This window comes from Robertmurraya kyonggiensis, from assembly GCF_005116465.1.
GTDB classification, from domain to species: domain Bacteria; phylum Bacillota; class Bacilli; order Bacillales; family Cytobacillaceae; genus Robertmurraya; species Robertmurraya kyonggiensis.
The window spans coordinates 1,684,971-1,708,405 of record NZ_SWBM01000001.1; the positions used below are offsets into that span (position 1 = coordinate 1,684,971).

A 23,435-nucleotide genomic window follows, 5' to 3' on the forward strand; every position below is an offset into this window, starting at 1 on the left:
ATTACACCCAAAAATAGAGAAAGTGCTAAATCAATTGTGATTTAGCACTTAGAAGTATAGATTTAATTTAAAGTTTCTTCTCGAGTAGCAACACGTTCTTTATACCATAGTTGAATATGAGTAAAAATAGCGAACAAGAAAAAGAAATTCATTGCCCAAACGCTAACGAACGGCGCCATTCCTCCAAATTCGATTGTGTAGTAGCCCTTAAGAAGCATCACAATGTATGATTCTAAAAATACGAGCAAAAATCCCCCAATTCCTGCAACAGTCATTCGAATCATGAACAATCCTCCTCCCACTTCGTTCATATTTTTGTAAAATATTTATTACGATACTGTGAAATATATATAAAACTAAAGATTAATTTTGTTTAATGTGATATCATATGTATCTTTATTCAGAATTATATATCGTATATTCGAATAATACAATTAAAAGGTTTTCAGAAAACGCAAATAGGGCTTTCGAATCATAAAGCAGGACACTAACGAAGTTGTTAGTGTCCTGTTTTATAACTTAGCTTCCGCTCCTCATCGTACCACGCGTACCAGTCGGTTCATTTGTTCGCCCATTCGTCCCAGGATCAATGCCGTTAGAGCCTCGGTTATTATCAATTAAATCAGTATTGAAATCGCGATCCACATTATCATTTCTACGATAATTATTATCATTGTTATCAAATCGCACCGGTTCAAATCCGTCATTGTCTCGATTATCGAAGATCCCGTTATCCTGGCGATCATAGCGAACCGGACTGTAATTCACATCGTTATCATCATCGTTATTCATTCTGTTATTATCGACACCACAAGCGCCGAGTATTCCCAATGACAAAGTAGCTGAAACCGCAGTTAGAAGAAGCTTTTTATTCATGTGGTACCTCCTGCAATTTTAGTGTTGTTCTTTATTCTCTGTATGAGCCTTTGAACTACTTGGGGTACTCGTACTATTTGTTTCTTCTTTTGGTGTATCTTTAATCGCCTGAGAGAATTCCTCTGCGATTTCAGCAGCAAATTGCTGATTTACTGGAAAGTTCATGCCACTCGGCCTTCCGTTTTGGGGCTTAAATAGAGCAGATTTCGCCTTATTCATCAAATCCCCGTTGGAGTTTCGGCGGAACATATATGCTAATGCAGCTACAGCTCCACTAACCGCGACTAGCATCCAGTTTGATTTTCCTCTACCACTTTTTTTCGTCATAGCACGAAGCATTCTTTTTCCGTCCATGCTTTTTGAAAAAAATTTGGCCAATTGATTGCCATTCATTTAACTTCCTCCTCAAACAAAGGGTCAAACAGTAAATCTTTCTCGAGAGAAATCATTCTCTCTCGTTTAGATTGATTTGCAACCATGTTTTTTATGTAAATTAGCTTTTTTATTATTTTCCATTCATAGCAAGATCATTTTTCGTGAACATTAAAAAGGAGAGAAAAAGGGCAAAAAAAAAGCTGCAAGTAGCAGCTTTTAAATAACCGAACGTATCTCTTTACTTGTTGCCTTAGCGAGTCCAATTCCATGAATGGTAATTTCCGGTCGGCTTCCAACTCGAATATTTACACCCGTTTGTCCTAGGCCTTCACTAATATAGAATGGTTTATCATCATGTCTCTGTAATCCTTTAATCATGTTCATACGGACAAGCTTCCCCATTTTAACGAGATGATAAGCTTTCGGATAGCAAATTTGGCCACCGTGAAAATGACCTGCTAATAAATAGTCAAAATGATACTTCTTCATATGCAGGACTAAATTTGGGTCATGTGTTAACACCAGATTATAGCCTTCTTTTAGACCTTTATAGGACATTTCAAGATTGCTTCGTTTTGTGCTAAAATCATCAATCCCAATTATATTAACTTGTGTTCCATGAATAAAAATTCCTATATTTTCGTTTCTCATAACTCTACAATTATATTGTTCGAGCGTTTGTGTTAACTTGCTTAGATTTTTACCTTTTAACACATAATCATGATTCCCAAGCACAGCATATATTCCATAAGCTGGATTTAGTTGGTTCAAAATTTCTAAATAAGGAATTAATTTTGGAATCGTTCGTTTTCTATCTAAAAAATCACCAGTAAGAGCAATCATGTCAATTGGTTCATCCTTCAATTTCTCATAAAGCTCATCAGGTGTTATTGAAATGTTTTCTAAATGCAAATCGGATAAATGCAATATTTTCAGTGTTGGCTGATGCATTTCAGTTTGATTGATTTCAATTTTATTAATCGCAATATCTTTAGTATTGCGGTATGCTTTCTTGAAAAAATAAACAATGATAATAAGCAATGCACTTATGAATAATAGTTTCAATTACATCACTCCTTCTCCCAAAAATTATACAGGAAATAGAAATGAATACTGCCGGTAATTCATGGAATACGACCAGAAAAGAAAAACACTATTCTTTTCAAATAGTGTTTGTACGTTTTCTTTATGTGTTTAGAAGTGTTTTCCAGGATTATTAATGACTTCAAGAACCCTCGTTGTCTGCTCCATTTCACTTTTGCAGATAGGACATGTTGGGGTTTCACTGCTTTTAAAATTATCTCGAACCCAAGCATTGCAATCTTCTGATTTACAAACCCAAATCTTTGTTTCTTCTGTAACGATTTCTTCTTGATTTCTTCTACCAAAACCCATTCTATCCACTCCCAATTGTGATATATATAGACCCTTTTGACGACGATAAGCAACGGGAAAAGTATCTAAAAATAAAAAAATCACTATTATAAAAAGCTCCAAAAACACATGTAACTTTTTATAATACGTGAATTACAAATAATATGCAATATCTATTATTAGAATACCACATTTTTGTCAAAATGTATAGCACTTCACAAGAATTGGGATTTAAAACTGAAATTTTCTAAGAAAACTTTTTAGTTGAATAGTGGTACAGGCCACCCCCTCTGAATAAAATGGGTACAAGTTGTCATTTGTTATGAGGAGGCCACTTTTCATGGGGATATTCATCAGTTATGTTTTTCTTGGGCTGTCACTCGCTGCTCCTATTGGACCGGTGAATGCAGCCCAAATGGACAAAGGAATCAAACATGGATTCCTCAATGCCTGGATACTAGGACTGGGCTCAGTACTTGCCGATTTGTTCTATATGTTTGCAGTTTTTTTAGGACTTGCCCAATTTATAGAAATCCCGATCGTAAAAGCTTTTTTGTGGTTATTCGGCTTTTTTGTTTTGGTGTATACAGGCTTCGAAGGTTTAATAGGAGCAAGGAATATCATCTTTTCTAACAAGCGCGAAAGTGAATCCTTATCCAAATCTTTTTTCACTGGGTTTCTTATGTCCATTTCCAATCCATTAACGATCCTTTTTTGGCTTGGAATTTACGGTTCTGTTTTAGCAAAAACATCAACTATGTATGATAAGGAGCAATTACTGATTTACAGTTGTGCGATTATATTGGGACTGGTCATCTGGGATATTACAATGGCCTTTGTTGCTAGCAGTGCCAGAAGATTATTAACGACCAAATTGTTAACCTCTATTACTATCGCATCCTCAATTTCACTTATTGGCTTTGGGATTTATTTTGGATACGAAGCCATTAAAGTACTATTTTAAGACTTCAGGGTTTTACTCGGGTAAATTGTAGGGTAAAATATGAGTGGCTTTATATAATAGAGAGGATGAACAAAATGGAGATTACAGATCACACACTAGAACTAATCGAAGATCCATTTGGCATATTATCAGGAAATCGTTTTGAGTTTTTCTTACATATAGAAGTGCCAGAAGATGATGAACTTTTTTCAGAAAAAGGATTAAAAGTAAAAGTATTAATAATAGAAGATGAGAATGGAATCCATATGTCTCATTATCATATTATCGAAAATACAACAGAAAAAGTTTTAGATTTAGAACTTGAGGAAGACGAGGAACAATTAATTCTAGATTATTGCCGTGAACAGCTAAAAGAGGACCAAGAATAAAAGAGCCAAGGCTCTTTTATTCTTGAATATTCTTTCCTTCTTCAATAATATGGTACATCAAATGCGCAAGATGATGAATTGGACCATATTCTTCTTCCTCTTGATCTACTTCTACCTCATCCTGAAACTCCAAATCATTTAAATGTAGTGCCGCGAACTGGTAGAAATCCTTAAGTTCGAAAGCATAGCAGCCACTTGGCTCTTCCTGCTCATCCTCATAATGTAGAACAAGATAAGATTCTACACCTTCATTATTAACAGCATCAAAATAAACAAAGAAGCCAACATTCGTATCTAACTCGAATAAATGTCTCGTGCCACCCTCTGTAACCGTTGAAAAATCTTCTTCTGATAATTTTTGTACATTCATGGAATCTACTTGATCTTCTTTGTGGAAATTAACCGTGAAAGCTTTCATTATCGACAACTCCTTATAAATAATCACTAACAAACATACCATAACTTAGATAAAGTTCCTAGAATTCTACATTTGGAGTATTTTTAAAGAATTTTAAAAGGAGCCCAGTAATTTGGACTCCTTCATATTTTACTGTTATGCCTTATTCACATTAACAGCTTGTGGTCCGCGTTGACCTTCTTCAATGTCGAAAGTAACTTCTTGACCTTCTTCAAGGGTTTTAAACCCTTCTGTTTGGATAGCTGAGTAGTGTACAAAAACATCTTCTCCACCCTCAACTTCAATAAATCCAAAACCTTTTTCTGAGTTAAACCATTTTACTTTACCAGTTGCCATTCATAATCCTCCTAAAAATCGAAAACATTTGATGATACCTATGTATCACATCTATAGTTTGCCAAAAATTTAACTTTTAAATCATTTTTTCACTATTTTTTTATAAAAAGGCTCTTTTCGCAAAGATTGTTGCTTTTAGATAATAATTAATTCAATGAATAGCAATATTTTATCTTAAAAACAGTGACAGCTAGCGAAAAGTGCCGTGCAAAAATCATATGTAGCACTGAACCATGTAGGTAGTGTAAATGTCGGCTTTGGGACATTTACGAAAAAAACAACAATCAAAAAGAAAACAGCGCATAAAAAAATGAAGGCTTATGGTTTTATATTAACTTAAAGTTCTTTCTGCAGCATCCACAGTATGTTTCAACAGCATTGAAATAGTCACCGGTCCTACACCACCAGGAACTGGTGTAATTGCTGCTGCTTTTTCATAACAGCTATTATATTCTACATCTCCGACATTTCCTGGATTATAACCAGCGTCCAGTACAACAGCACCTTCCTTCAACCAATCTCCCTTAATGAATTCAGGCTTTCCAACCGCAGCTACAACAATATCTGCTTGTCGTAATAACTCTGGCAGGTTATTTGTATAAGAATGGCATGTCGTAACAGTCGCGTTTCTATTCAGAAGAAGCGCTGAAACAGGCTTACCTAAAATCGGACTTCTTCCAACGACAACTGCATGTTTGCCTTGTAATTGAATGTTATAATAATCAATAATGTTTAAAATGGCAGCAGGTGTGCAGGAAGGATATAATCCAAAACCTAATGCTGTTTGCCCGTATCCCCAGCTTGTTACACCGTCAACATCTTTCTCAAGCGCGATCGCTTCAAATGCCTTACGTTCATCAATCTGTGAAGGTACTGGGTGTTGCAGTAAAATTCCATGAACAGTAGTGTCATTGTTTAATTCATAAATGGTATGAAGCAACTCTTCTGTAGTTGTTTCTTTAGGAAGATGAATTTTTTGCGACTTAATCCCTAATCGTTCGCAAGCATTCCCTTTCATTTTCACATATGTAGCTGAAGAAGGATCATCACCAACTAAAATCGTAACTAAGCTCGGTGTCACTCCATTTGCTTTTAAAGCTTCAATTCTTGGCTTTAGTTCCTCTCTGATGTGTGTTGAAACCTTTTGTCCGTCTAAAATAATCTTGTTATCCATGTATATACCTCCCCTGAGATAAATCATTATTGCTTTCTATTCGCCCAGACGACCGGCTATACATAGACGTAGCTCCACTGTGGTTTATTCCACGCTTGTCGTCAGTTACTACGTACTCATTTCCACCACTATTATAGCAAAAAACACATATAATTCAATGTGATATCTATCTGAACGTTCGTTAATTTCATATTAGTATGTCCAAATATGAAATTGTATATGTTATTGATAATTTTACGAAAAAGACATTTTATTCACATCGCTTAATTTGACCTTCGAAAGGTGGTGAATCCACTTTAGCGGAAAAATTCCATTTATTTTGAAAAAAGAATGGTTATTAGGTGAAATAGAAGGAGATTTTCCGCTAATTGACCTAATAGCCCTTAAAATCATAAAAAATATTTATCTTAACCGGAAAATTTTCGCTTATTTATAGAGAAATAGGTGAATTTCTTGATTTAGCCGGAATTTTTTCGCCTATTTTTTAATGCAACAAATTTATCACCCAACTTTAACGGATCCTAAATAAAAAAACTGTAGGCAAACTCGAAAATCTTATTCGAGTTTGCCTACAGTATGAGACAACAGTATCTGTTGTCTTTATGTCGCTCCTATTTGAGGCGCAATTAATGATGTAGTCGACCTAAAACAACGAAAGCCCTACCTCTCTCTCGTCATTACGGTTCCGAGACCGCGCCGGTGTGAATTAGGATATTCATAGTTCTAAGTGGAAAGATAATCTCTGGAAAAGTTTTTTTGATGAAGTTCAAAAAAAGAAGGAATTGTTGGGGAAAACCTTTTTTAAAGACATAATGTCTTTTCATTAACCAATTTACTAAAATCGTATAGAGTATACCTTTTCACTCTTCTGCCTCAAAGGACGAGTCCTTATTGTATAACAGATTACATTTTCTGTCAAACCGCATTCGAAAAAAGTTAATATTTTACTATTTCGAGGACAAATTTGATACTTAATTTGCCCTCGAACTCATTTCATTCTTCATATCCAGAAGCATCTTGCAACGCTAATTCCAGTTCCTTGACTATGCTCTCTTGGGTTTCATCATCCCACGAAAAATAGTCAGCCATATATTGTATTACCGGCCCTTTGAACCTTTTTACTAAAGCTATATCAAACAGTAAAGCACCTGTCCTACGATTGAAAAAATCGATTGGTGTTGCTATCATTTCATGCTCAAATGCATACTCGAGTTTCGCCAAAAGAAGAATAGGTAATTGATATTCTGCTGCTTTCGCTGATACGTTTTTTACCATATCAAATAAAACGGACACGTTTGAACCATATGTTGCGGCCAAATGGGTAGCTTCGTTCACAAATAACCCTACATCTTTTCCAATTTTTGTTTGTTCCCATACAAACTCCTTGAACTTTTCAGCACCGCCAATATCTCCTCCCGATATTGGTAGAGTCCTTGTCTGACAAGGAGAAAATGTTTGACTGTACTCATCCTGTAATTTTCTTGCTAATAAATCAGTGATCGTTTCAGCCATTTTTCGATACCCTGTTAATTTACCACCTGCAATTGTAATGAGACCGCTGCTGGATTCCCAAATTTCATCCTTGCGGGAGATTTCGGTCGGATCTTTTCCTTCCTCCCAGATTAACGGTCGCACCCCAGCCCAACTCGACTCAATATCAACTTTCGTTACTTTTACATTTGGAAACATTTCATTGATCGCTTTTAACAAATAATCACTGTCTTCCTTTTTCATTTTAGGAATCCCTGGGTCTTGTTCATAAAAAGTATCCGTTGTTCCGACATAGGCTTTACCATCTCGTGGAATGGCAAAAATCATTCTTCCATCTGGGGTATCAAAGTAAACAGCTTGCTGCAAAGGAAATTTGGATTGATCGATGACAACGTGAACACCCTTTGTCAGTTTTAACACTTTACCCATTTTCGAGTGGTCGATTTCTCGAAGCCGATCAACCCACGGGCCAGTTGTGTTTACCACTTTCTTGGCGCGGATTTCATATGAATCTCCTGTTAATTTATCGTTAACCCGCGCTCCAACCACTTTTTTATTTTCATATAAAAGCTCTTCTACCTTCGAATAATTGAGGGCTTGTGCTCCTCGTTCTACCGCAGCTTTGAGGACTTCTATCGTTAAACTTGCATCGTCAGTTCGATACTCCACATACAATCCGCTTCCTAGTAAATCTTGTTGTTTTAAAAGTGGCTCTCTCTGAATCGTTTCATTCACACTCAACATCGTTCGCCGCTCACTTCTTTTTACACCGGCTAAAAAGTCATAGACTCGTAACCCAAGAGATGTTGTGAATTTACCAAAAGTTCCATCTTTATAAAAAGGGAGGAGCATCCATTCTGGAGTCGTTACATGAGGCCCATTTTCATAGACGATGGCTCTTTCCTTCCCAACTTCGGCAACCAATTTTACTTCAAATTGCTTTAGGTAACGAAGACCACCATGTACTAATTTCGTCGAACGACTCGATGTTCCTGCCGCAAAATCCTGCATTTCTACAAGCCCGACAGTCATTCCCCTAGAAGACGCATCTAGAGCAATCCCCGCTCCAGTAATGCCGCCACCAATTATAAGCACATCCAAATCTCTTGATTTTAACTGTTCGATAAAAACCTGCCTATTCTTGTTAGAAAAGTTTAAGTTGAAACACTCCTTGTCATGAAGGATCTATTAAAGTTCATTATTGAATATGAAATGGATAAAAAACGCCTTGCGATAAGGCGCAAACATAACTAAATTTACCAGTTAATTCAACTATGCTTTGGTTTTCAATAGATTTTCTGTTTCCTGAATCAGATCACCCATCAGGTTAAGAGCGGTCTTTAAACAAGCTTCATCCTCTTTAATTAAGGTGAAGATTTCATTTATTCTATGGGAGTAATTGCTTGGAGCTATGCTAAATGAATTGGCAATGTCAGTTGCTCCTTTTTCATTCATCAAGTAGGACTCATTAATAGTAAACAAAACCTGATTTAAGCAAGATACTGTTCTGAAACAACATCCAGCAATATAGGATAGATCTTTTTTATAAATACCTTTATATCCATTTTCGAAAGAGAAGTTAGCCTCCCAAAAATATTTTTCGATGATTGTCTTTTGAAAAACGGACGGATAAGGGATTGTTCTACTTTTCAATTTTCTTATAATGCCAGATGGGTCCCATAGCACTTTACACAAAGCAATCTCAGCAAAATAGATCGAGTTGGCAAATCCATGGGGATGTCCTGGTTGATAATCAATTGTGATGTTCCCCATCACACATTGATCAATTACTTGTGACACTTTGTTTTGATCACGAAAAATAAAATCGACCGGTGTTTCATTAACCTTCAACCAACCGCCACCATTAATCCATGGTCCCCAGCCGCCTATTTCTGTCACTATGTTTTCTCTATGGTCGTCATCAATTTGAGTAGCAACCCGACGAAGTTGTGTAATGTCCAACTCTTTTTCCGAATCGTAGTAGATCCCAATATCAATATCAGAGCTGGGGTTTTCAGTCCCTCTAGCTCTTGAACCACCTAGAACAAGAGCGCTTACTCCATTGATCTCTTTTAAACTGTCAACAATATTCGAAATTGTATTTTGCACGTTCATACTTCTTGCTCCATTCTGAAATTCAAAAAGTTCAATTACTTCTCTTGGCATGAGGCCAAATAAAAAGAGATCACAACAAAACTGTTCCATGATCTCTTTGGAATAAATATACATCCATTTTAACACGCTAAACTTCAAATCACACAAATATTCCCATTTATTACTTAAATACCATTGCAGCCTGAACGGCCTTTTTCCAACCATCGTATAGCTCTTCTCGCTGTTCATCGGACATGGAAGGTTCAAAGGAGTGATCCACTGCCCACTGCTTCGAGATTTCTTCTTGGCTTCCCCAATAACCTACTGCAAGACCCGCTAAATTTGCTGCACCTAGTGCCGTTGTTTCACTTATGTGCGGTCTCTCAACGGGAACATTCAATATATCACTTTGGAATTCCATCAGAAAATTATTATTGACCGCACCGCCGTCTACACGAAGCTTTTTTAACTCCATTCCTGAATCTGCTTCCATCTCAGACAACACATCCTTTGTTTGATAAGCCAGCGACTCTAGAGTAGCACGAACAAAATGCTCTTTTGTTGTTCCACGAGTTAAGCCAAAGACTGCACCTCTAACATCACTATCCCAATACGGAGTCCCTAAACCTACAAATGCTGGGACAACATAGACTCCATCGGTTGACTCGATTCTTTTCGCATACTTCTCACTATCCTTAGCATCCTTGAACATTCTTAGCCCATCACGCAGCCATTGGATCGCTGAGCCTGCCACAAAGATACTACCTTCAAGTGCATACTCAACTTTTCCGTCAATCCCCCATGCAAGAGTCGTTAATAATCCATGCTCTGATTTAACGGCTTTTTGCCCGGTATTCATTAGCATAAAGCAACCCGTATCATATGTGTTTTTCGCCATTCCTTCTTGGAAGCACGCTTGACCAAATAGGGCTGCTTGTTGGTCTCCCGCAACACCACTAATGGGAATCTCTTGGCCAAAAAAGTGATGAGGAATCGTTTTACCATAAATAGAGGAAGATGGTCGAACTTCTGGCAACATTGATTCAGGAACCGTTAATATTTCTAGAAGTTCTTTGTCCCATTGCAAATCATAAATATTGTACATTAACGTACGGACGCATTCGAATAATCCGTAATATGGGCTGCTCCACCAGTTAGCTTCCAAATTAACCATGTATCAATTGTTCCAAATAAAAGCTTCTCCCTTGTTCCGCTTGTTCCCGTGCTCCATCAGCGTGATCTAATATTCATTTGACTTTCGTACCTGAGAAATAAGCGTCAATAAGAAGACCTGTTTTACCGCGGAATACTTCGTTATGTCCCTGCTTCAATCCTCGCAAATTCCGCTTGATTGTCTTGACTGCCAAACAATCGCATGATAAACAGGCTTCCCTGTCTCTTTATCCCAAACAACAGTCGTTTCTCGTTGATTCGTAATCCCAATCCCTGCAATCTGTTTCGCCTTAATTCCAGATTCTGATAAAACGCTTGCAATTACAGAGAGTATCGACCCCCATATTTCATTTGCATCATGTTCAACCCAGCCTGGGTTCGGGAAGTATTGTGTGAATTCTTTTTGAGCAATATGAACAATTTCACCCTGCTTATTAAAAATAATTGCTCTAGAGCTTGTCGTTCCTTGGTCCAAAGCAAGAATATATTTTTCCAACCTGCATGTCTCCTTCATATCGAAATTTCATTTGGAGTTTTCAATTCTGAAGCATTTTTTCATACACTTGCAGATTCGCATAAATTAACTGTAAATATGGTGTTTTAATTTGGTGCCTTTTAGCATGCTTTAATAGATATAAGAAAAAATGATCGGCCTCAGTAGGCATTCCTTTTTCCATATCGCGTTGCATCGACGATTTCATTTCATATCCCATCTCATTTATTCTAGTTAGCTGAGCTTCAATTAATTCCTGACCTACAGGTGCACCGTTTTTCTCCATCACTGTCACAACCTCTGTAGCGACTTCTGTTAATGCCATATAACCACTCTCTACCTCACGAATCGGTCCAATTGGAGCTCTCATTAACGTTGTTGCTCCAGAAAGCAATGAGATAAATAAGTATTTATGCCACATTTCCTTCATGATTTGATCCGAATAAATAAAATTCGCTTTTGTGTGAGAAAACGCTTCTTTAACTTTTTGGATTCTCTCCGTTTTCTCGCCACTTCTTTCTCCAAAAACTAAATTATGTATTGGGCTCGTTTGTACGACATTTCCATTCGCAGCTAAAGTGGTTTCGATAAAACAAAGTCCACCAAGAACATGCATGTCTCCAAATTCATTCACTAAAGTGTCCATATGAGAAATTCCATTTAAAAGTGGTAAAATCATTGTTTCTTCTGTTACATATGGACGAATATCTTTAATGACAGCTTGTAAATGATAGGCCTTAGTAGAAAGAAGAATGAGATCATAAGTTTCATTTACTTCCTCTCGAAGAATCAATTTCGGCTCCAGAATTATGTTTCCATGAACACTCTCAATATGAAGTCCATTTTGTTCAATTTGCGTCTTTCTTCCTTCACGAACTAAAAAAGTGACATCTTCCCCTTTTTCAAGTAAACGTCCACCAAAATATCCGCCAATAGCACCTGCCCCAACGACTAATATTTTCAATGTAGTCCCCCCGACTCCCTTTTGCATATAGTTTATCACAATACTCAAAAAAATCGGTATTGTCCGCTCACAATACCGATTACGTTTTAAGCTTCTTTTTTTGCTTTAGTTTTTGTTTTTGTAACTGCCCGTTTTTTCCTTACAGGAGCTAAAGCATCATCCGGCTTTGTTCTGTCAATCGAAGCCTGTAAAGCTGCCATTAAATCCGTTACATTTGATTTTGGTTCATTTGCAGCGGTAGGTGTCACTACCTCTTTACCCGTTCTCTTCGATTCAATTAATTCGAATAGAGCAATGCGATATTCATCTGTATATTTAGTAGGCTCAAATTCAGTTGTTAGCTGATCAATTAGAAGAATAGCTGTATCAAGTTCTTTTTTCGTGATATTATCCTCTGCTGGTACATTCGGAACATCGCCAGCCGAACGAACTTCATCTGGAAAATGGATAGTTTCCATCACAAGTGTGTTTTCATAAACCCGGATGACGGCCATTTGTTCTTTTGAGCGAATAATGATTTTTGCTAATCCAACTTTTCCAGACTCTTCTAATGCTTTTCGAAGCAAGGAATAAGCCTTGCTTCCTCCTTCATTCGGTGACATAAAATAGCTTCGATTATAATAGATCGGGTCAATCGTATCCATTTTCACAAAATCGAGAATCTCAACTGCCTTCTCCTCGTTCTCTTTTTTTAAACCTTCCAGTTCTTCATCCTCGAGGACGACAAATTTTCCCTTAGCGTACTCATATGCTCGCACAATATCTTCATTCGATATTTCCACATTACATACCGGGCAAACCTTTTCATATTTGACCGGAGAATGGCATTTCTTATGCAAATTTCTGAGTTTGATGTCCTTATCCTCCGTAGCTGTATGGAGCTTGATTGGAATATTGACGAGCCCAAAGCTTATACTGCCTTTCCAAATCGTATGCATCAAATTATCTCCAATCTTTTTTATGCTTAGTTTGTGTGGCTACGATTAGGTCATTCTGTAAAAGATTTGGAAGTTGGATAATTTGCTCTGCTAATTATGTGAAAGAAAGGAAAACTAATGATATCGAGAAATTGGGGAGAGATGGTCATGAAGCCAATGCTACCAAGTCTTACCTTTGATATACCAGTAGGTGACGAGTGGAGGTACGAAGTGAAATATGATGGATTCCGTGCACTTCTAACATGGAATCAAAAGCCCAGCCTTGTTAGCCGAAACGGGAAATCCCTTCTTGAGCTCTTTCCTGAAATCGAAGCCTTTTTACTACAAAATGAAGGAAAAATAAAGCCATTTTTACCTCTAAGCCTTGATGGGGAGTTGGTTTTTTTAGAAAATCCATTTAAAGCAAACTTCGGAAACATCCAAGTTAGAGGGCGAATGAGGTCGGATATAAGAATTGCCGAAAAAGCCAAACAATCTCCATGCTACTTATTAATTTTTGATGTGCTAGTTTTGAACAATAAAAATGTCATGTCAGAAAATTATCTCAAGAGAAAGGAATTATTAATTTCATTTTTCAAGAAAATCGGACTACCAACGACTCCTGATGAAAAAAACAATGCGCTTTTGCAAATGATTCCACCCTATGAGAGCTTTTCCGAGGTTTGGGATAAAGTGACCCTTTTTAATGGGGAAGGTGTAGTTGCAAAGCATGTTCAAAATCGATGGGAGGAAGGAAGGCGCACAAACACGTGGGTGAAGTTTAAAAATTGGAAGTATGTTTCATGCTTTGTCACCGCATATGAAAAATCGAATGGCTATTTCTATGTAGGAGTATACAATCGGAAGGACATTGTACCGATCGGTCAATTTCTATTTGGGATAAAGCCCGAAGAGAAACAAGCTCTTTTTCAAATCATCAAAGACAATAAGGTAAACGAAGATCAACAATTTATTTATGTTGAGCCTGCCATCTGTGTAGAGATTAAGTACTTAGAAATATACGAAGAGCAAATGAGAGAACCTCATTTTGACCGATTTCGCTTCGATCTCACTCCTCAAGACTGTACGTATGAACGTTTTGTAGGACAACAAATGAATTTACCGAGTGACGTCGAAATCTCTCATCCAGATAAACCACTTTGGGAGCAGCCACCTGTTCAAAAAATGGATTACATTCATTATTTAAGAGATATTTCACCCTATTTTCTGCCCTTTTTAGAAAATCGTCTTTTAACAGTCATTCGTTATCCACATGGGATCTTTGGTGAAGCCTTTTATCAAAAAAACTGTCCAGATTATGCACCTGAATACGTCGAGACAAAGCTCGATGATGGAATCAATTATATCGTTTGTAACAATCTTAAAACATTGCTCTGGCTTGGAAATCAAATTTCTTTTGAATTCCATATTCCATTTCAAACAATTAAAAGTAAAGGGCCAAGTGAAATTGTCTTTGACCTAGACCCGCCTTCAAGAGAGTATTTTCATTTAGCCATCAAAGCAGCCCTCCTTATTAAAGAAGTGCTGGATCATTTGCATTTAATTAGTTTTGTGAAAACTTCTGGCAGTAAAGGCCTGCAGGTGTATATTCCCTTACCTGAGAATCGCTACAGCTTTGACGACACAAAATTATTTACTAGTTTTATCGCAGAATATTTGGTTTCAAAGGAACCAGATGATTTCACCATTGAAAGGATGAAAAAAAACCGAGGTAACCGACTGTATGTTGATTATGTACAGCATTCTGAAGGAAAGACAATTATTGCTCCTTATTCACCACGAGGAAAAACAGAAGCAACTGTTGCTACGCCACTTTATTGGGAAGAAGTAAACGATAACTTAAGAATAGAAGATTTTCAAATACCAAACATCTTAAAAAAAATTGAAAAACAGGGTGATCCATTTCGTACCTTCTTCCAGTCAAAAGAAGAGCAAAATTTTGATGCAGTTTTGGCATTTTTGAAGCAAAAAAAATAAGGAGCCTGAAAATCCGGCTCCTTTTCGCTATTTAAGCATTTAACGCTTCATTTAGATAACCCTTCACTTCTTCCTGAAGTTTCGCGTATTGCTCCGTTTCTTGCACGAATGGCTCTTTGCCTAGACATGTAAAATTCTCTGGGGAATCAATATCCACTTGTACTTTTGTTTGATACACGTAAGTAGCATTACCAATTAAGTCTATTTTGTAAGTGTTGTTTTGTTTATGAGCGACACATCTCACTTTTCCTCCATTGTTGAAAACCTCAACTGGCTTTTCAATTTCATTAAGTCCGTTTAAGCAACTTACTAAAGTAGAGGCAGACATTGCTGTACCACAAGCATTCGTAAATCCAACTCCACGTTCAAAGGTACGAACATAAATTTTACCAGGATTTAATGCTTTAACAAAGCTCACATTCACTCCATCTGGGAAAAGTTCATTTGGTCCATTAACAAATTGGCTAATTTCCTTTTGAACATCTGAACGAATCACTTCATTTTCCACGATTGTAATCAAATGAGGGTTTGGAACCGCGACAGCCGTAAATGCTAGTTTCTTAGATAACGAAGGAATTTCCTCATTTAACAACGTTTCTTTATCAATTTGCAATGGCAAATCTTTTACATTAAAAGAAACTGGTGAAATCTCAACCAAATATGTTGGGATCTCTGGAAAAATTTCTTCGTCTTTTCGTACGGCTAGGTCTGCCTTCATCGTTTCGATGACAGCTTCTGACGTACCTTTAAGTTCACATACATAACGTGCCACACAGCGTAAGCCATTTCCACACATCGAAGCCTCTGAACCATCAGAATTAAACACACGCATTCTACCATCTGCTTTGTCACTATTCATGACAAAAAGGATTCCATCGGCACCTAATTCAGATTCACGATTACAAAGTGCTATAGTTAGATCTCTACGCTGTTTTTCTGTGAAGGAATAATGATTTGATATCTCATCTATTAATAAAAAGTCATTTCCTGAACCATGGCATTTGATAATTTCGATCTCCACTTTTCTTACCTCCACATTACTTTAGAATTTCATTGTTATTTTATTTTATCAAAAAAACCTGACGATTGCTCTCGTCAGGTTTCAGGCTGTTGACAAACGCTCGCTTTCTTCGTTGCTTCGCCTTGTCCGGTGCTCATTACCTACATTGGTAACTCCGCTCCTCCCAAGACTTCGCGCCTCGAAAGACAAACGTTTTCAATCAGCCTGGAGATATATTTTTATAATATGTCAGGTTTATATAATCTCTAATCGTTCGGTTTCCATCAATTGATTTGACCAGCTTAAGGATTCGGCATAAATCTTAAATATTTCCGTTTCTTCAATTGAAAGAACTTCACATTTTTTTCGAATGACGCCCCATTGAGCTTTTTCGACGGCCGTAACTAAATCAAGAACATCTTTTAGGGAATTTTGCACTCCTGTAAGTGCGTCTCTAAGTTCCTCTTCAAATGGTAGTTCCGCAATAATTTTTTCCATCGGAACTCCAGTGAGCTTGTCCATAATTGAGAACATTCCTAACGTAAAACTAGCAGATGGTGCCGTTTTGTAATTGGCAATTCTTTCAATTGACTCACACATTTTTGCTCTTGTCAGAGAAAGTTGGACAACATGCTTAGAAAGATCAGAGTCCTTTTGAACTTTGTTTCGGACCGAAAAGATATACAACCATTTTTTAATCTCTATTAAACCTAGTAGCATGACCGCTTGCTTCACTGAATTTATTTTTTGCTTTGTTCGATTAAACGGTGAATTTACCAACTTTAAGAGTTTATAAGACAGAGAAAGATCTTTTTCAATTAATTCAGTAATAGAATCCATACTCGACTCTGTCATCGCGAGCTCTTCAATATTTTTATAATCAAAATAAAAATAGGTGGGGACATCGTATGTAGACACAATTGTGGGTTGCGCCAAATAATAACCTTGAAAATAATCATAACCAATGCGTTTAGCCTCTGCAAAAGCTTCTTTTGTCTCAAGCTTTTCAGCTACTAGTTTGATTGAATTTTCTTTCGCAATCTTTTCTATTCTTTTACGGATTTTCTTTGGCGTTGAAAGAAAATCAACCTTAATCATGTCAGCACACTGAAATAATTGATATGAATAAGGGTTTTCTTCATTTAGGACAACATCGTCAAGTGCCACTTGATAGCCTAACTGCTTCAATTCTCGACAAATGCAAACAAGTTCCTCAGAAGGCTCAATAGATTCCAAAATCTCTACTACAATCTCCCTTGGTGTAAAAAATGTCGGTAGACGTAGCTGGAGTAATTTTTCCGTGAAGTTAATAAAGCAAGGCTTTCCATTCGAAAGCTCTTCTATTCCAATATTTAAATAGCTATTAATAATGACATCGGCTGTTGCTTGATCACCGTCTATGTCTGGAAATGAATTTTCCGTACTACTACGGTATAGAAGTTCATATGCATAAACCTCTTGCTCCCTATTAAAAATAGGTTGTTTTGCAACAAATACCTCCATCCCTTCACCCCGTTTTCTTTCTTTCATGTTGGAATACACATATTTTAATCAATTTATTTTGATAATGCTGTCGAAGTTTGTAAATAATTTATATTTTTTTTGAAAAATACATAAAAATTGACAAAATATTTACTGAATTATGGTAGAAGATTCATCTCAGCGTACATTTTTTCCTTACTTAATGCTCCAATCACCTTGCTGCGAATAACTCCATCAGAATCTATGAAATATGTTGTGGGAAACGAAAGAATTTCATATTGATGAGTGACCTCTCCTATTTCATCCATAAGTATGGGAAACGTCAATTGATGTTTTTGAGCAAATTCCTGGACGTCTTCTCTATTTTTTTCCGTGCTTGTTACATTAACACCAACTACAACGACGTCTTCATCTTTATATTCCTCATACATTTTTTGCATATCCGGCATTTCTTCTTTACACGGGGGACACCAAGTTGCCCAAAAATTAAGCAGGACTCTCTTACCTTTCAATTCTTCAGAAGAGATTTTCTCTCCTGCTAGAGTAGTCAGTTCAAAGAAAGGTGGCCGTTCTTCAATGTCCAGTCCGACTGGTAAGTCGTTCGGATTTTCAAGTTTGTCATACTTTTCTTCATTGGTTGTATTTTCAACGAGCCCATTTTCTTTTAAAAGAGTCATATCAATGATAAATAAAAAACCAATAATAATTGCCACAATGAGCAGAATTTTTTTCATACCGGGAAATCTCCTTGCGTTATTCTTGCTTTCTCGGTGTATTTTGCAAAAAAATGGACAATGTACATTGTTTCGCAAAATATACCCGGTATTTATTTTACTTTAATCACCTTACATAAGCTATATTAGTGATTTCGATAGCGATATATTTTAATAAGAATAGCAAAAATAAAAAGCTGCTCTTGCTTGGAGAGCCCTTCGTCAAATGATAAAACTGGTGTATTCGCGTCTTTAATATATGGAGACCATTCCAGAGGCATCCAGCCCTTTCTGACGCGAGCAATGACACTCCCTTCCCCATTAACAAATTGTACATCCGTATACAGGGTTTTCGAATCTAGACGAATGAATAGGTTATCATTCAACTGAAATTCATTTGTCCCTGTCTCTTCAATTGTAAACGCACATGTTCCTTTGCGGTCTCTGACTTCACACTGCCCTTTTGACCACTTCATTGTCAGCTGCAACTTCTTCTCTCTATTAAAAAAGCCGTACTCTGCTGGAATCATTCGATCAATGAAATAAGGAAGATACCAGCGTAATTTTGAAAAGCGTAAATCACGGATTTCTCCTTTTATTGTCCCATTTGGATTAAAGAGAAGCATTCGTAAGGATGGAGCTGGCATAAAAACCAAGAGGTATTGGTTCTTTTCAAATGGAACTAGATTATTTTCAATTTTGAAGGTATTCGCTGTTGCGGATGAACGTTCACGATGAAGAATATAGGATTGATACGCAATAAAGCTATAAACTAGAAATGGAATTGAAAACAGCAAGATTTTACTGTTTGTAAACAACATGTATAAAGGGAGAATCATAATAATTATTGGTACAAGTGCAGCCAGACTATTATTTAGAGCTGTAAATGCTGCTTGGCGATAATATTGGTGTATATTCATAATAAATCTCCTCAAATATTTAGATAAAACCTTTAAGGTACAACCGATTTAATTGTTTGCTCTTTTCCTCGTCCATTTTTCGAGCAGCTTTTTAAGCTTGTTTTCCCATGGGGCCGGACCAAAAGTATAGCGATTCACGAAAAATTGAGTGGTTTCTTCTAATATTGCTAAAATTAGAATGACGACAAGAACAATGATTAACCACGGCCACATGCTAAAACCCCTCTCTATCATAACTATCCTTTGTTATTACTATATTCTCTTACTTACTAATCATTCTACTTTTTATAAATAGGCTATCTATTAAAAAAAAAAGCCTAGGATTTCCCCCTAGACTCTAGCTGCCACCCTATCGAATAAATCGAATAATGAACGGAATTCTGTATGTTGACCCTTCGTAGGCTTTTATTGCTGCGATAATCGTGAAGATAAAATAAAGGACTCCGACAATCCAAATCGTAAGGAAACCAATGAGAACAACCATTAATAAGACGCTAATAAATGAATAAATCAAATAGGTAATAAAGAAATTGAAGTACTCCTTCCCATGATAGTTCACATACGGTGAGTCCTTTTTAATAATCCAAATCACTAATGGACCTACAAATACAGTGAAAACACTAATAATATATATAGCAGCGGCAAATATTCGATCATCATGTCTCGGCATTTCTTTTTTCCTCCCAAAAATAAAATACTTTCTTATTATACATATACGAAATAGATGAACAAAAGATTCAAATCCCCCCATTATCATCCTTTCTCATTGTTCTTGAAATGCACAATATGAATACATATTATATAGGACAACTTGATGAAGGGTGATAAAAATGATGTCAAAACTAGAAGCATTTATACTTGGAATTATTCAAGGGTTAACTGAGTTTATCCCAATTTCTAGTACAGGTCATCTGTATTTGGGACGCCATTTATTTGGATTAGATGAAGCAGGACTTTTTCTCGATACTATGCTTCATGTTGGAACACTATTAGCCGTACTTGTCATTTATAAAAATGAATTAATCAAAATCATAAAGAACCCATTTGGAAAACTCTCTCTATTATTGATTATTGGGACCATTCCTGCAGTCATTGTCGGTCTACTTTTGAATGACTTGTTTGATTCTATTTCCAAAACTGGAATGACGATTGGATGGGAATTTCTATTCACCGGTTTCATTCTTTGGGTGGCTGATGGTGTGAATAAAGGCCATAAAAATATGGACAGTATCACATATGGAGATGCCTTATTTATCGGCACCTTTCAAGCAGCAGCAATATTCCCTGCCGTTTCTCGCTCAGGATTAACGATTGCAGCTGGATTATTTTGCAAACTCGACCGAGAAACAGCGGCTTATTTTTCTTTTCTACTGTCAATTCCCGCGATTGCAGGTGGAATCGTCTTTGAGGTCGGTGAAATAGCGTCTAGTCACATAGAAGCTGTAACATTAGGAAGCTTGCTTGTTGCCACACTCTCCTCTGCTCTATTTGGCTATTTCGCCATTGTATGGATGATTAACTTCTTGAAAAAAAGATCGCTCAAAATCTTCGCAGTATACGTTTGGATTTTAGGCTTCGCAATCCTTACTTTGCAGTTAACGGGAGTATTTTAGCAATATAACGTTCATTCAATTTTGATTGTTGATTTCATGTAGCATTTTGTAAAATAATGATGAAAAATTTGGTGAAAAATTTTTACGAAAAAACTATTTCTTTTTCTCATTTTTTTTTGTATGATACAGAATGGAAATATCAAAAAAGTAAAAGCAATAGGGAAGGCAAATGGTGCGCCACCAGTAAGTATTTATTAGTTCAGCGATAAGAAAATTCTCCTGGCTGACTTAATAAATGCTTATTGGTTCTAGTGGGTTCGATTCCCACCCCGAAATTTTTTAGCTACATCACAAAAAATTTCGAGGGTGGGTCTAGTTCTTTTATGTATGAACAGGACTGTCCTCAGAATGGAGGGAATGTTCATGCTTAAAAAACGAGAACTTCAAGATAGCCAAGCTTTATACGAGCTGATGACGCACCCAGATGTCTTCCCTTTCGTGCGCCAAAAAGCCCATTCTTATGAGGAATTTCTCTTTTTATCAAAGCAAACAATCGAAGCTGAAGACCGCGGTGAACTAATATCTCGAACGATTTTAGATGAATGGGGTCAGCCGATTGGTACCATTAATTTGTACGATATAGAAGATAAAGCTGGATTTTTAGGAACATGGTTAGGAAAGCCGTATCATGGGAAAGGCTACAACAAGATAGCGAAGGATGCTTTTTTTGAAGAATTATTCTATACATTAGGTATTGAAACAGTCTTCATGCGTATCCGCACGGTAAACATTCGCTCTCAAAAAGCTGCTGAAAAACTCCCCTACGTTATCCAAGCCAATGAAACAAGAAAAGATTTATTCGCTCGACTCAATCCTACAGAAAAAATCTATAACTTATATGAAATCCCAAAAGATTTATATACTTTACATGTATTACGCAATGGACACGAGCAACAAGAAGAAAGTCACTTGTTAGAAGCTTAAGTAAAAACACACCAATCGCTGAAGTTGGTGTGTTTTTTTTTTGCTTTTCTAATTATTTTTCTTTTCGATTATTTCTAAGTAAAGATTACGCAGTACATATGATTTATAGGTTTCTAATTTTTTTCTTTCTACCGGATGATAATGGACCCCTAGCTCTTTTAATTTTTGAACATACCAACCTTTAGAACCTTGATAAGCCACCTTCATTCTCCTCTCAAAATGCATGTCCGTACACTATATGCATGAATGCTGACATTATGACGGTTTCCTGTGGTATAATGCATTCAATTGCAAAATTTTTGAAGAGGTAATATATGGACCAGACTTACGGAAAAAAGCAGAAAATCAAACAACTTCTTTACGTATTACTTCCTATCCTTGTCACACAATTTGGGATGTTTTCAATGAATTTCTTTGACACAATGATGTCAGGAAAATATAGCCCAAATGATTTAGCTGGAGTTGCAATTGGCTCCTCTATTTGGGTGGCTATATTTACAGGACTTAGCGGGATATTAATGGCAGTCATCCCGATCGTTGCTCAATTAATTGGAGCTAAAAAGAAGAATGAAGTGGCATTTCACGTTATTCAAGCCGTGTACTTAAGCATCTTAATGGCTGTTATAATCATCCTCGCCGGCGTATTTTTTCTTGATCCTTTATTGAATGTCATGAGCTTAGTACCAATTGTCGAAGAGATTGCTCATGATTATTTGTACGCATTAGGATTCGGTGTAATTCCATTGTTTCTTTATAATGTTCTTCGCTCCTTTATCGACGCACTAGGCAAAACAAGAGTATCCATGTTCATTACCATATCAGCACTTCCAATTAATGTGATTTTTAATTATATCCTGATCTATGGTAAATTTGGATTCCCTAGCTTCGGTGGAGTAGGAGCAGGATACGCAACTGCGATTACTTACTGGATAATCTTAGGAATTGCCGCTTTTATTATCCTAAAACAGGAGCCTTTTGCCTCCTACGATTTGTTTTCGAAGATTTATCGTTTTTCTTTCTCAAAATGGAAAGAAATAATGGTTATCGGGGTCCCAATTGGACTAGCGATATTCTTTGAAACGAGTATTTTTTCAGCGGTAACACTTTTAATGAGTGTGTTTGATACGATTACCATTGCTTCTTATCAGGCTGCGATCAATTTCGCATCATTCATGTATATGATCCCACTTAGCATTTCCATGGCCTTAACGATTTTAGTGGGATTTGAAGTTGGGGCAAATCGACTAAAAGATGCCAAGGAATATAGCTGGATCGGGGTAGCAATGGGCGTATTTATGGCGTTTGTATGCGGGGTTATTTTATTGTTATTCCGACACGAAATCGCTGGACTTTATACAACAGATAACCGTGTGTTAGAGCTGACTGCACATTTTTTATTGTACGCAATTTTCTTCCAGCTCTCTGATGCCATACAGGCTCCTATTCAAGGTGCTTTAAGAGGCTATAAGGATGTAAATGTTACGTTTGTGATGTGCCTGGTCTCCTACTGGATTATCGGACTCCCGCTCGGTTACTATTTAGCTACTTATACAGATTGGGGTCCATATGGATACTGGATCGGCTTGATTAGTGGGCTAGCTGTTGGCGCGACAAGCTTAGCATCAAGGCTGGTTTCTGTTCAAAAAAGACAGAAGTTACAAGACAGCAAAGCTTAAGTTTGCATTTAACCATTCATCCTTTTTTCGCATAGAATATCATTGAATTCTACTATCCATTTTTATCATGCGAATATCCTTATCGTACGGCT

General features: G+C 36.8%; 25 protein-coding genes, 1 pseudogene and 1 riboswitch. Of the genes and pseudogenes, 6 read left to right on the top strand and 20 right to left on the bottom strand.

Translation table 11 applies throughout. From position 1 onward, the window contains the following. Window positions 1-62: 62 nt before the first annotated feature. The 5 genes from FA727_RS08390 to FA727_RS08410 form a co-directional block, all read right to left on the bottom strand. Window positions 63-284, bottom strand: coding sequence for a hypothetical protein (locus FA727_RS08390; RefSeq protein WP_136830453.1), 222 nt, complete (start codon window positions 282-284; stop codon window positions 63-65). A gap of 235 nt (window positions 285-519) precedes the next feature. Further along, window positions 520-831: a hypothetical protein gene (locus FA727_RS08395; RefSeq protein WP_158318822.1), complete on the bottom strand. Its 312-nt coding sequence runs from the start codon at window positions 829-831 to the stop codon at window positions 520-522. Window positions 832-894: 63 nt separating this feature from the next. Next, window positions 895-1,269, bottom strand: a complete 375-nt coding sequence (locus FA727_RS08400) for a hypothetical protein (RefSeq protein WP_136830455.1) — start codon at window positions 1,267-1,269, stop codon at window positions 895-897. A gap of 198 nt (window positions 1,270-1,467) precedes the next feature. Further along, the gene (locus FA727_RS08405; RefSeq protein ID WP_136830456.1) at window positions 1,468-2,316 is read right to left on the bottom strand and encodes a metallophosphoesterase; all 849 of its coding nucleotides are present in this window, start codon (window positions 2,314-2,316) and stop codon (window positions 1,468-1,470) included. Between the two features lie 129 nt (window positions 2,317-2,445). Next, on the bottom strand, window positions 2,446-2,646 hold the full coding sequence (locus FA727_RS08410; RefSeq protein ID WP_136830457.1) for a cold-shock protein: 201 nt from the start codon (window positions 2,644-2,646) through the stop codon (window positions 2,446-2,448). Between the two features lie 319 nt (window positions 2,647-2,965). Here FA727_RS08410 and FA727_RS08415 point away from each other — a divergent pair, with 319 nt between their 5' ends. Together FA727_RS08415 and FA727_RS08420 are read left to right on the top strand one after the other, a co-directional pair. After that, window positions 2,966-3,589 carry a LysE family translocator gene (locus tag FA727_RS08415; RefSeq protein ID WP_136830458.1) on the top strand — a complete coding sequence of 208 codons (624 nt, stop codon included), beginning with the start codon at window positions 2,966-2,968 and terminating at the stop codon, window positions 3,587-3,589. Window positions 3,590-3,663: 74 nt separating this feature from the next. Further along, complete coding sequence (locus tag FA727_RS08420; protein WP_136830459.1) at window positions 3,664-3,957, top strand: DUF6509 family protein; 294 nt, start codon at window positions 3,664-3,666, stop codon at window positions 3,955-3,957. A gap of 16 nt (window positions 3,958-3,973) precedes the next feature. Here FA727_RS08420 and FA727_RS08425 read toward each other — a convergent pair whose 3' ends face one another. From FA727_RS08425 to ku, 8 genes and pseudogenes are all read right to left on the bottom strand, one after another. Further along, a complete protein-coding gene (locus FA727_RS08425; RefSeq protein WP_136830460.1) occupies window positions 3,974-4,375 on the bottom strand; it encodes a cytosolic protein in 402 nt (133 codons plus the stop codon). Between the two features lie 135 nt (window positions 4,376-4,510). Then, the gene (locus FA727_RS08430) at window positions 4,511-4,711 is read right to left on the bottom strand and encodes a cold-shock protein (RefSeq protein WP_126408926.1); all 201 of its coding nucleotides are present in this window, start codon (window positions 4,709-4,711) and stop codon (window positions 4,511-4,513) included. Window positions 4,712-5,042: 331 nt separating this feature from the next. Beyond that, entirely contained in the window at window positions 5,043-5,885 is an 843-nt protein-coding gene (locus tag FA727_RS08435; RefSeq protein WP_136830461.1) for a bifunctional 5,10-methylenetetrahydrofolate dehydrogenase/5,10-methenyltetrahydrofolate cyclohydrolase, read from the bottom strand. A 35-nt stretch (window positions 5,886-5,920) separates the two neighbouring features. Then, a riboswitch (ZMP/ZTP riboswitch) is annotated at window positions 5,921-6,004 on the bottom strand. Window positions 6,005-6,878: 874 nt separating this feature from the next. After that, window positions 6,879-8,477 (bottom strand): glycerol-3-phosphate dehydrogenase/oxidase, encoded by a 1,599-nt coding sequence (locus FA727_RS08440; RefSeq protein ID WP_281280868.1) that lies wholly within the window; start codon window positions 8,475-8,477, stop codon window positions 6,879-6,881. 171 nt (window positions 8,478-8,648) lie between these two features. Beyond that, complete coding sequence (locus FA727_RS08445; protein ID WP_246041752.1) at window positions 8,649-9,542, bottom strand: nucleotidyltransferase domain-containing protein; 894 nt, start codon at window positions 9,540-9,542, stop codon at window positions 8,649-8,651. A 109-nt stretch (window positions 9,543-9,651) separates the two neighbouring features. Further along, window positions 9,652-11,139, bottom strand: a pseudogene (gene glpK, locus FA727_RS08450) (glycerol kinase GlpK). 40 nt (window positions 11,140-11,179) lie between these two features. After that, window positions 11,180-12,100, bottom strand: a complete 921-nt coding sequence (locus FA727_RS08455) for a ketopantoate reductase family protein (RefSeq protein WP_136830464.1) — start codon at window positions 12,098-12,100, stop codon at window positions 11,180-11,182. 86 nt (window positions 12,101-12,186) lie between these two features. After that, window positions 12,187-13,038: a non-homologous end joining protein Ku gene (ku, locus tag FA727_RS08460; protein WP_136830465.1), complete on the bottom strand. Its 852-nt coding sequence runs from the start codon at window positions 13,036-13,038 to the stop codon at window positions 12,187-12,189. 147 nt (window positions 13,039-13,185) lie between these two features. Here ku and FA727_RS08465 point away from each other — a divergent pair, with 147 nt between their 5' ends. Further along, the gene (locus FA727_RS08465; RefSeq protein ID WP_136830466.1) at window positions 13,186-15,015 is read left to right on the top strand and encodes a DNA ligase D; all 1,830 of its coding nucleotides are present in this window, start codon (window positions 13,186-13,188) and stop codon (window positions 15,013-15,015) included. 31 nt (window positions 15,016-15,046) lie between these two features. Here the strand turns inward: FA727_RS08465 and dapF are convergent, their stop codons facing one another. From dapF to FA727_RS08490, 6 genes are all read right to left on the bottom strand, one after another. Continuing rightward, on the bottom strand, window positions 15,047-16,036 hold the full coding sequence (gene dapF / locus FA727_RS08470) for a diaminopimelate epimerase (RefSeq protein ID WP_136830467.1): 990 nt from the start codon (window positions 16,034-16,036) through the stop codon (window positions 15,047-15,049). Window positions 16,037-16,270: 234 nt separating this feature from the next. Next, window positions 16,271-17,545, bottom strand: a complete 1,275-nt coding sequence (locus FA727_RS08475; RefSeq protein ID WP_246041754.1) for an EAL and HDOD domain-containing protein — start codon at window positions 17,543-17,545, stop codon at window positions 16,271-16,273. Window positions 17,546-17,655: 110 nt separating this feature from the next. Further along, window positions 17,656-18,231: a TlpA disulfide reductase family protein gene (locus FA727_RS08480; RefSeq protein WP_136830469.1), complete on the bottom strand. Its 576-nt coding sequence runs from the start codon at window positions 18,229-18,231 to the stop codon at window positions 17,656-17,658. Window positions 18,232-18,356: 125 nt separating this feature from the next. Then, window positions 18,357-19,130 (bottom strand): hypothetical protein, encoded by a 774-nt coding sequence (locus tag FA727_RS08485; RefSeq protein WP_136830470.1) that lies wholly within the window; start codon window positions 19,128-19,130, stop codon window positions 18,357-18,359. 48 nt (window positions 19,131-19,178) lie between these two features. Continuing rightward, window positions 19,179-19,343 carry a hypothetical protein gene (locus FA727_RS24010; protein ID WP_158318823.1) on the bottom strand — a complete coding sequence of 55 codons (165 nt, stop codon included), beginning with the start codon at window positions 19,341-19,343 and terminating at the stop codon, window positions 19,179-19,181. A 136-nt stretch (window positions 19,344-19,479) separates the two neighbouring features. Continuing rightward, window positions 19,480-19,800 (bottom strand): DUF4870 domain-containing protein, encoded by a 321-nt coding sequence (locus FA727_RS08490; protein WP_136830471.1) that lies wholly within the window; start codon window positions 19,798-19,800, stop codon window positions 19,480-19,482. A 163-nt stretch (window positions 19,801-19,963) separates the two neighbouring features. On the opposite strand from FA727_RS08490, the gene FA727_RS08495 reads away from it, so the two are divergent. Both FA727_RS08495 and FA727_RS08500 read left to right on the top strand, forming a co-directional pair. Beyond that, entirely contained in the window at window positions 19,964-20,743 is a 780-nt protein-coding gene (locus tag FA727_RS08495; protein WP_136831047.1) for an undecaprenyl-diphosphate phosphatase, read from the top strand. Window positions 20,744-21,106: 363 nt separating this feature from the next. Then, the gene (locus FA727_RS08500) at window positions 21,107-21,667 is read left to right on the top strand and encodes a GNAT family N-acetyltransferase (RefSeq protein ID WP_136830472.1); all 561 of its coding nucleotides are present in this window, start codon (window positions 21,107-21,109) and stop codon (window positions 21,665-21,667) included. A 48-nt stretch (window positions 21,668-21,715) separates the two neighbouring features. Here FA727_RS08500 and FA727_RS08505 read toward each other — a convergent pair whose 3' ends face one another. Beyond that, a complete protein-coding gene (locus tag FA727_RS08505; RefSeq protein WP_136830473.1) occupies window positions 21,716-21,868 on the bottom strand; it encodes a DUF2639 domain-containing protein in 153 nt (50 codons plus the stop codon). 113 nt (window positions 21,869-21,981) lie between these two features. Here FA727_RS08505 and FA727_RS08510 point away from each other — a divergent pair, with 113 nt between their 5' ends. After that, entirely contained in the window at window positions 21,982-23,343 is a 1,362-nt protein-coding gene (locus tag FA727_RS08510; RefSeq protein WP_136830474.1) for an MATE family efflux transporter, read from the top strand. Window positions 23,344-23,435 lie beyond the last annotated feature (92 nt).

Coding starts and splice junctions, on each gene's coding strand:
- FA727_RS08390 (WP_136830453.1), bottom strand. CDS start 284: ATGATTCGAATGACTGTTGCAGGAATTGGGGGATTTTTGCTCGTATTT.
- FA727_RS08400 (WP_136830455.1), bottom strand. CDS start 1,269: ATGAATGGCAATCAATTGGCCAAATTTTTTTCAAAAAGCATGGACGGA.
- FA727_RS08410 (WP_136830457.1), bottom strand. CDS start 2,646: ATGGGTTTTGGTAGAAGAAATCAAGAAGAAATCGTTACAGAAGAAACA.
- FA727_RS08415 (WP_136830458.1), top strand. CDS start 2,966: ATGGGGATATTCATCAGTTATGTTTTTCTTGGGCTGTCACTCGCTGCT.
- FA727_RS08420 (WP_136830459.1), top strand. CDS start 3,664: ATGGAGATTACAGATCACACACTAGAACTAATCGAAGATCCATTTGGC.
- FA727_RS08425 (WP_136830460.1), bottom strand. CDS start 4,375: ATGAAAGCTTTCACGGTTAATTTCCACAAAGAAGATCAAGTAGATTCC.
- FA727_RS08430 (WP_126408926.1), bottom strand. CDS start 4,711: ATGGCAACTGGTAAAGTAAAATGGTTTAACTCAGAAAAAGGTTTTGGA.
- FA727_RS08435 (WP_136830461.1), bottom strand. CDS start 5,885: ATGGATAACAAGATTATTTTAGACGGACAAAAGGTTTCAACACACATC.
- FA727_RS08445 (WP_246041752.1), bottom strand. CDS start 9,542: ATGCCAAGAGAAGTAATTGAACTTTTTGAATTTCAGAATGGAGCAAGA.
- ku (WP_136830465.1), bottom strand. CDS start 13,038: ATGCATACGATTTGGAAAGGCAGTATAAGCTTTGGGCTCGTCAATATT.
- FA727_RS08465 (WP_136830466.1), top strand. CDS start 13,186: ATGAAGCCAATGCTACCAAGTCTTACCTTTGATATACCAGTAGGTGAC.
- FA727_RS08475 (WP_246041754.1), bottom strand. CDS start 17,545: ATGAAAGAAAGAAAACGGGGTGAAGGGATGGAGGTATTTGTTGCAAAA.
- FA727_RS08480 (WP_136830469.1), bottom strand. CDS start 18,231: ATGAAAAAAATTCTGCTCATTGTGGCAATTATTATTGGTTTTTTATTT.
- FA727_RS08485 (WP_136830470.1), bottom strand. CDS start 19,130: ATGAATATACACCAATATTATCGCCAAGCAGCATTTACAGCTCTAAAT.
- FA727_RS24010 (WP_158318823.1), bottom strand. CDS start 19,343: ATGTGGCCGTGGTTAATCATTGTTCTTGTCGTCATTCTAATTTTAGCA.
- FA727_RS08490 (WP_136830471.1), bottom strand. CDS start 19,800: ATGCCGAGACATGATGATCGAATATTTGCCGCTGCTATATATATTATT.
- FA727_RS08495 (WP_136831047.1), top strand. CDS start 19,964: ATGTCAAAACTAGAAGCATTTATACTTGGAATTATTCAAGGGTTAACT.
- FA727_RS08500 (WP_136830472.1), top strand. CDS start 21,107: ATGCTTAAAAAACGAGAACTTCAAGATAGCCAAGCTTTATACGAGCTG.
- FA727_RS08510 (WP_136830474.1), top strand. CDS start 21,982: ATGGACCAGACTTACGGAAAAAAGCAGAAAATCAAACAACTTCTTTAC.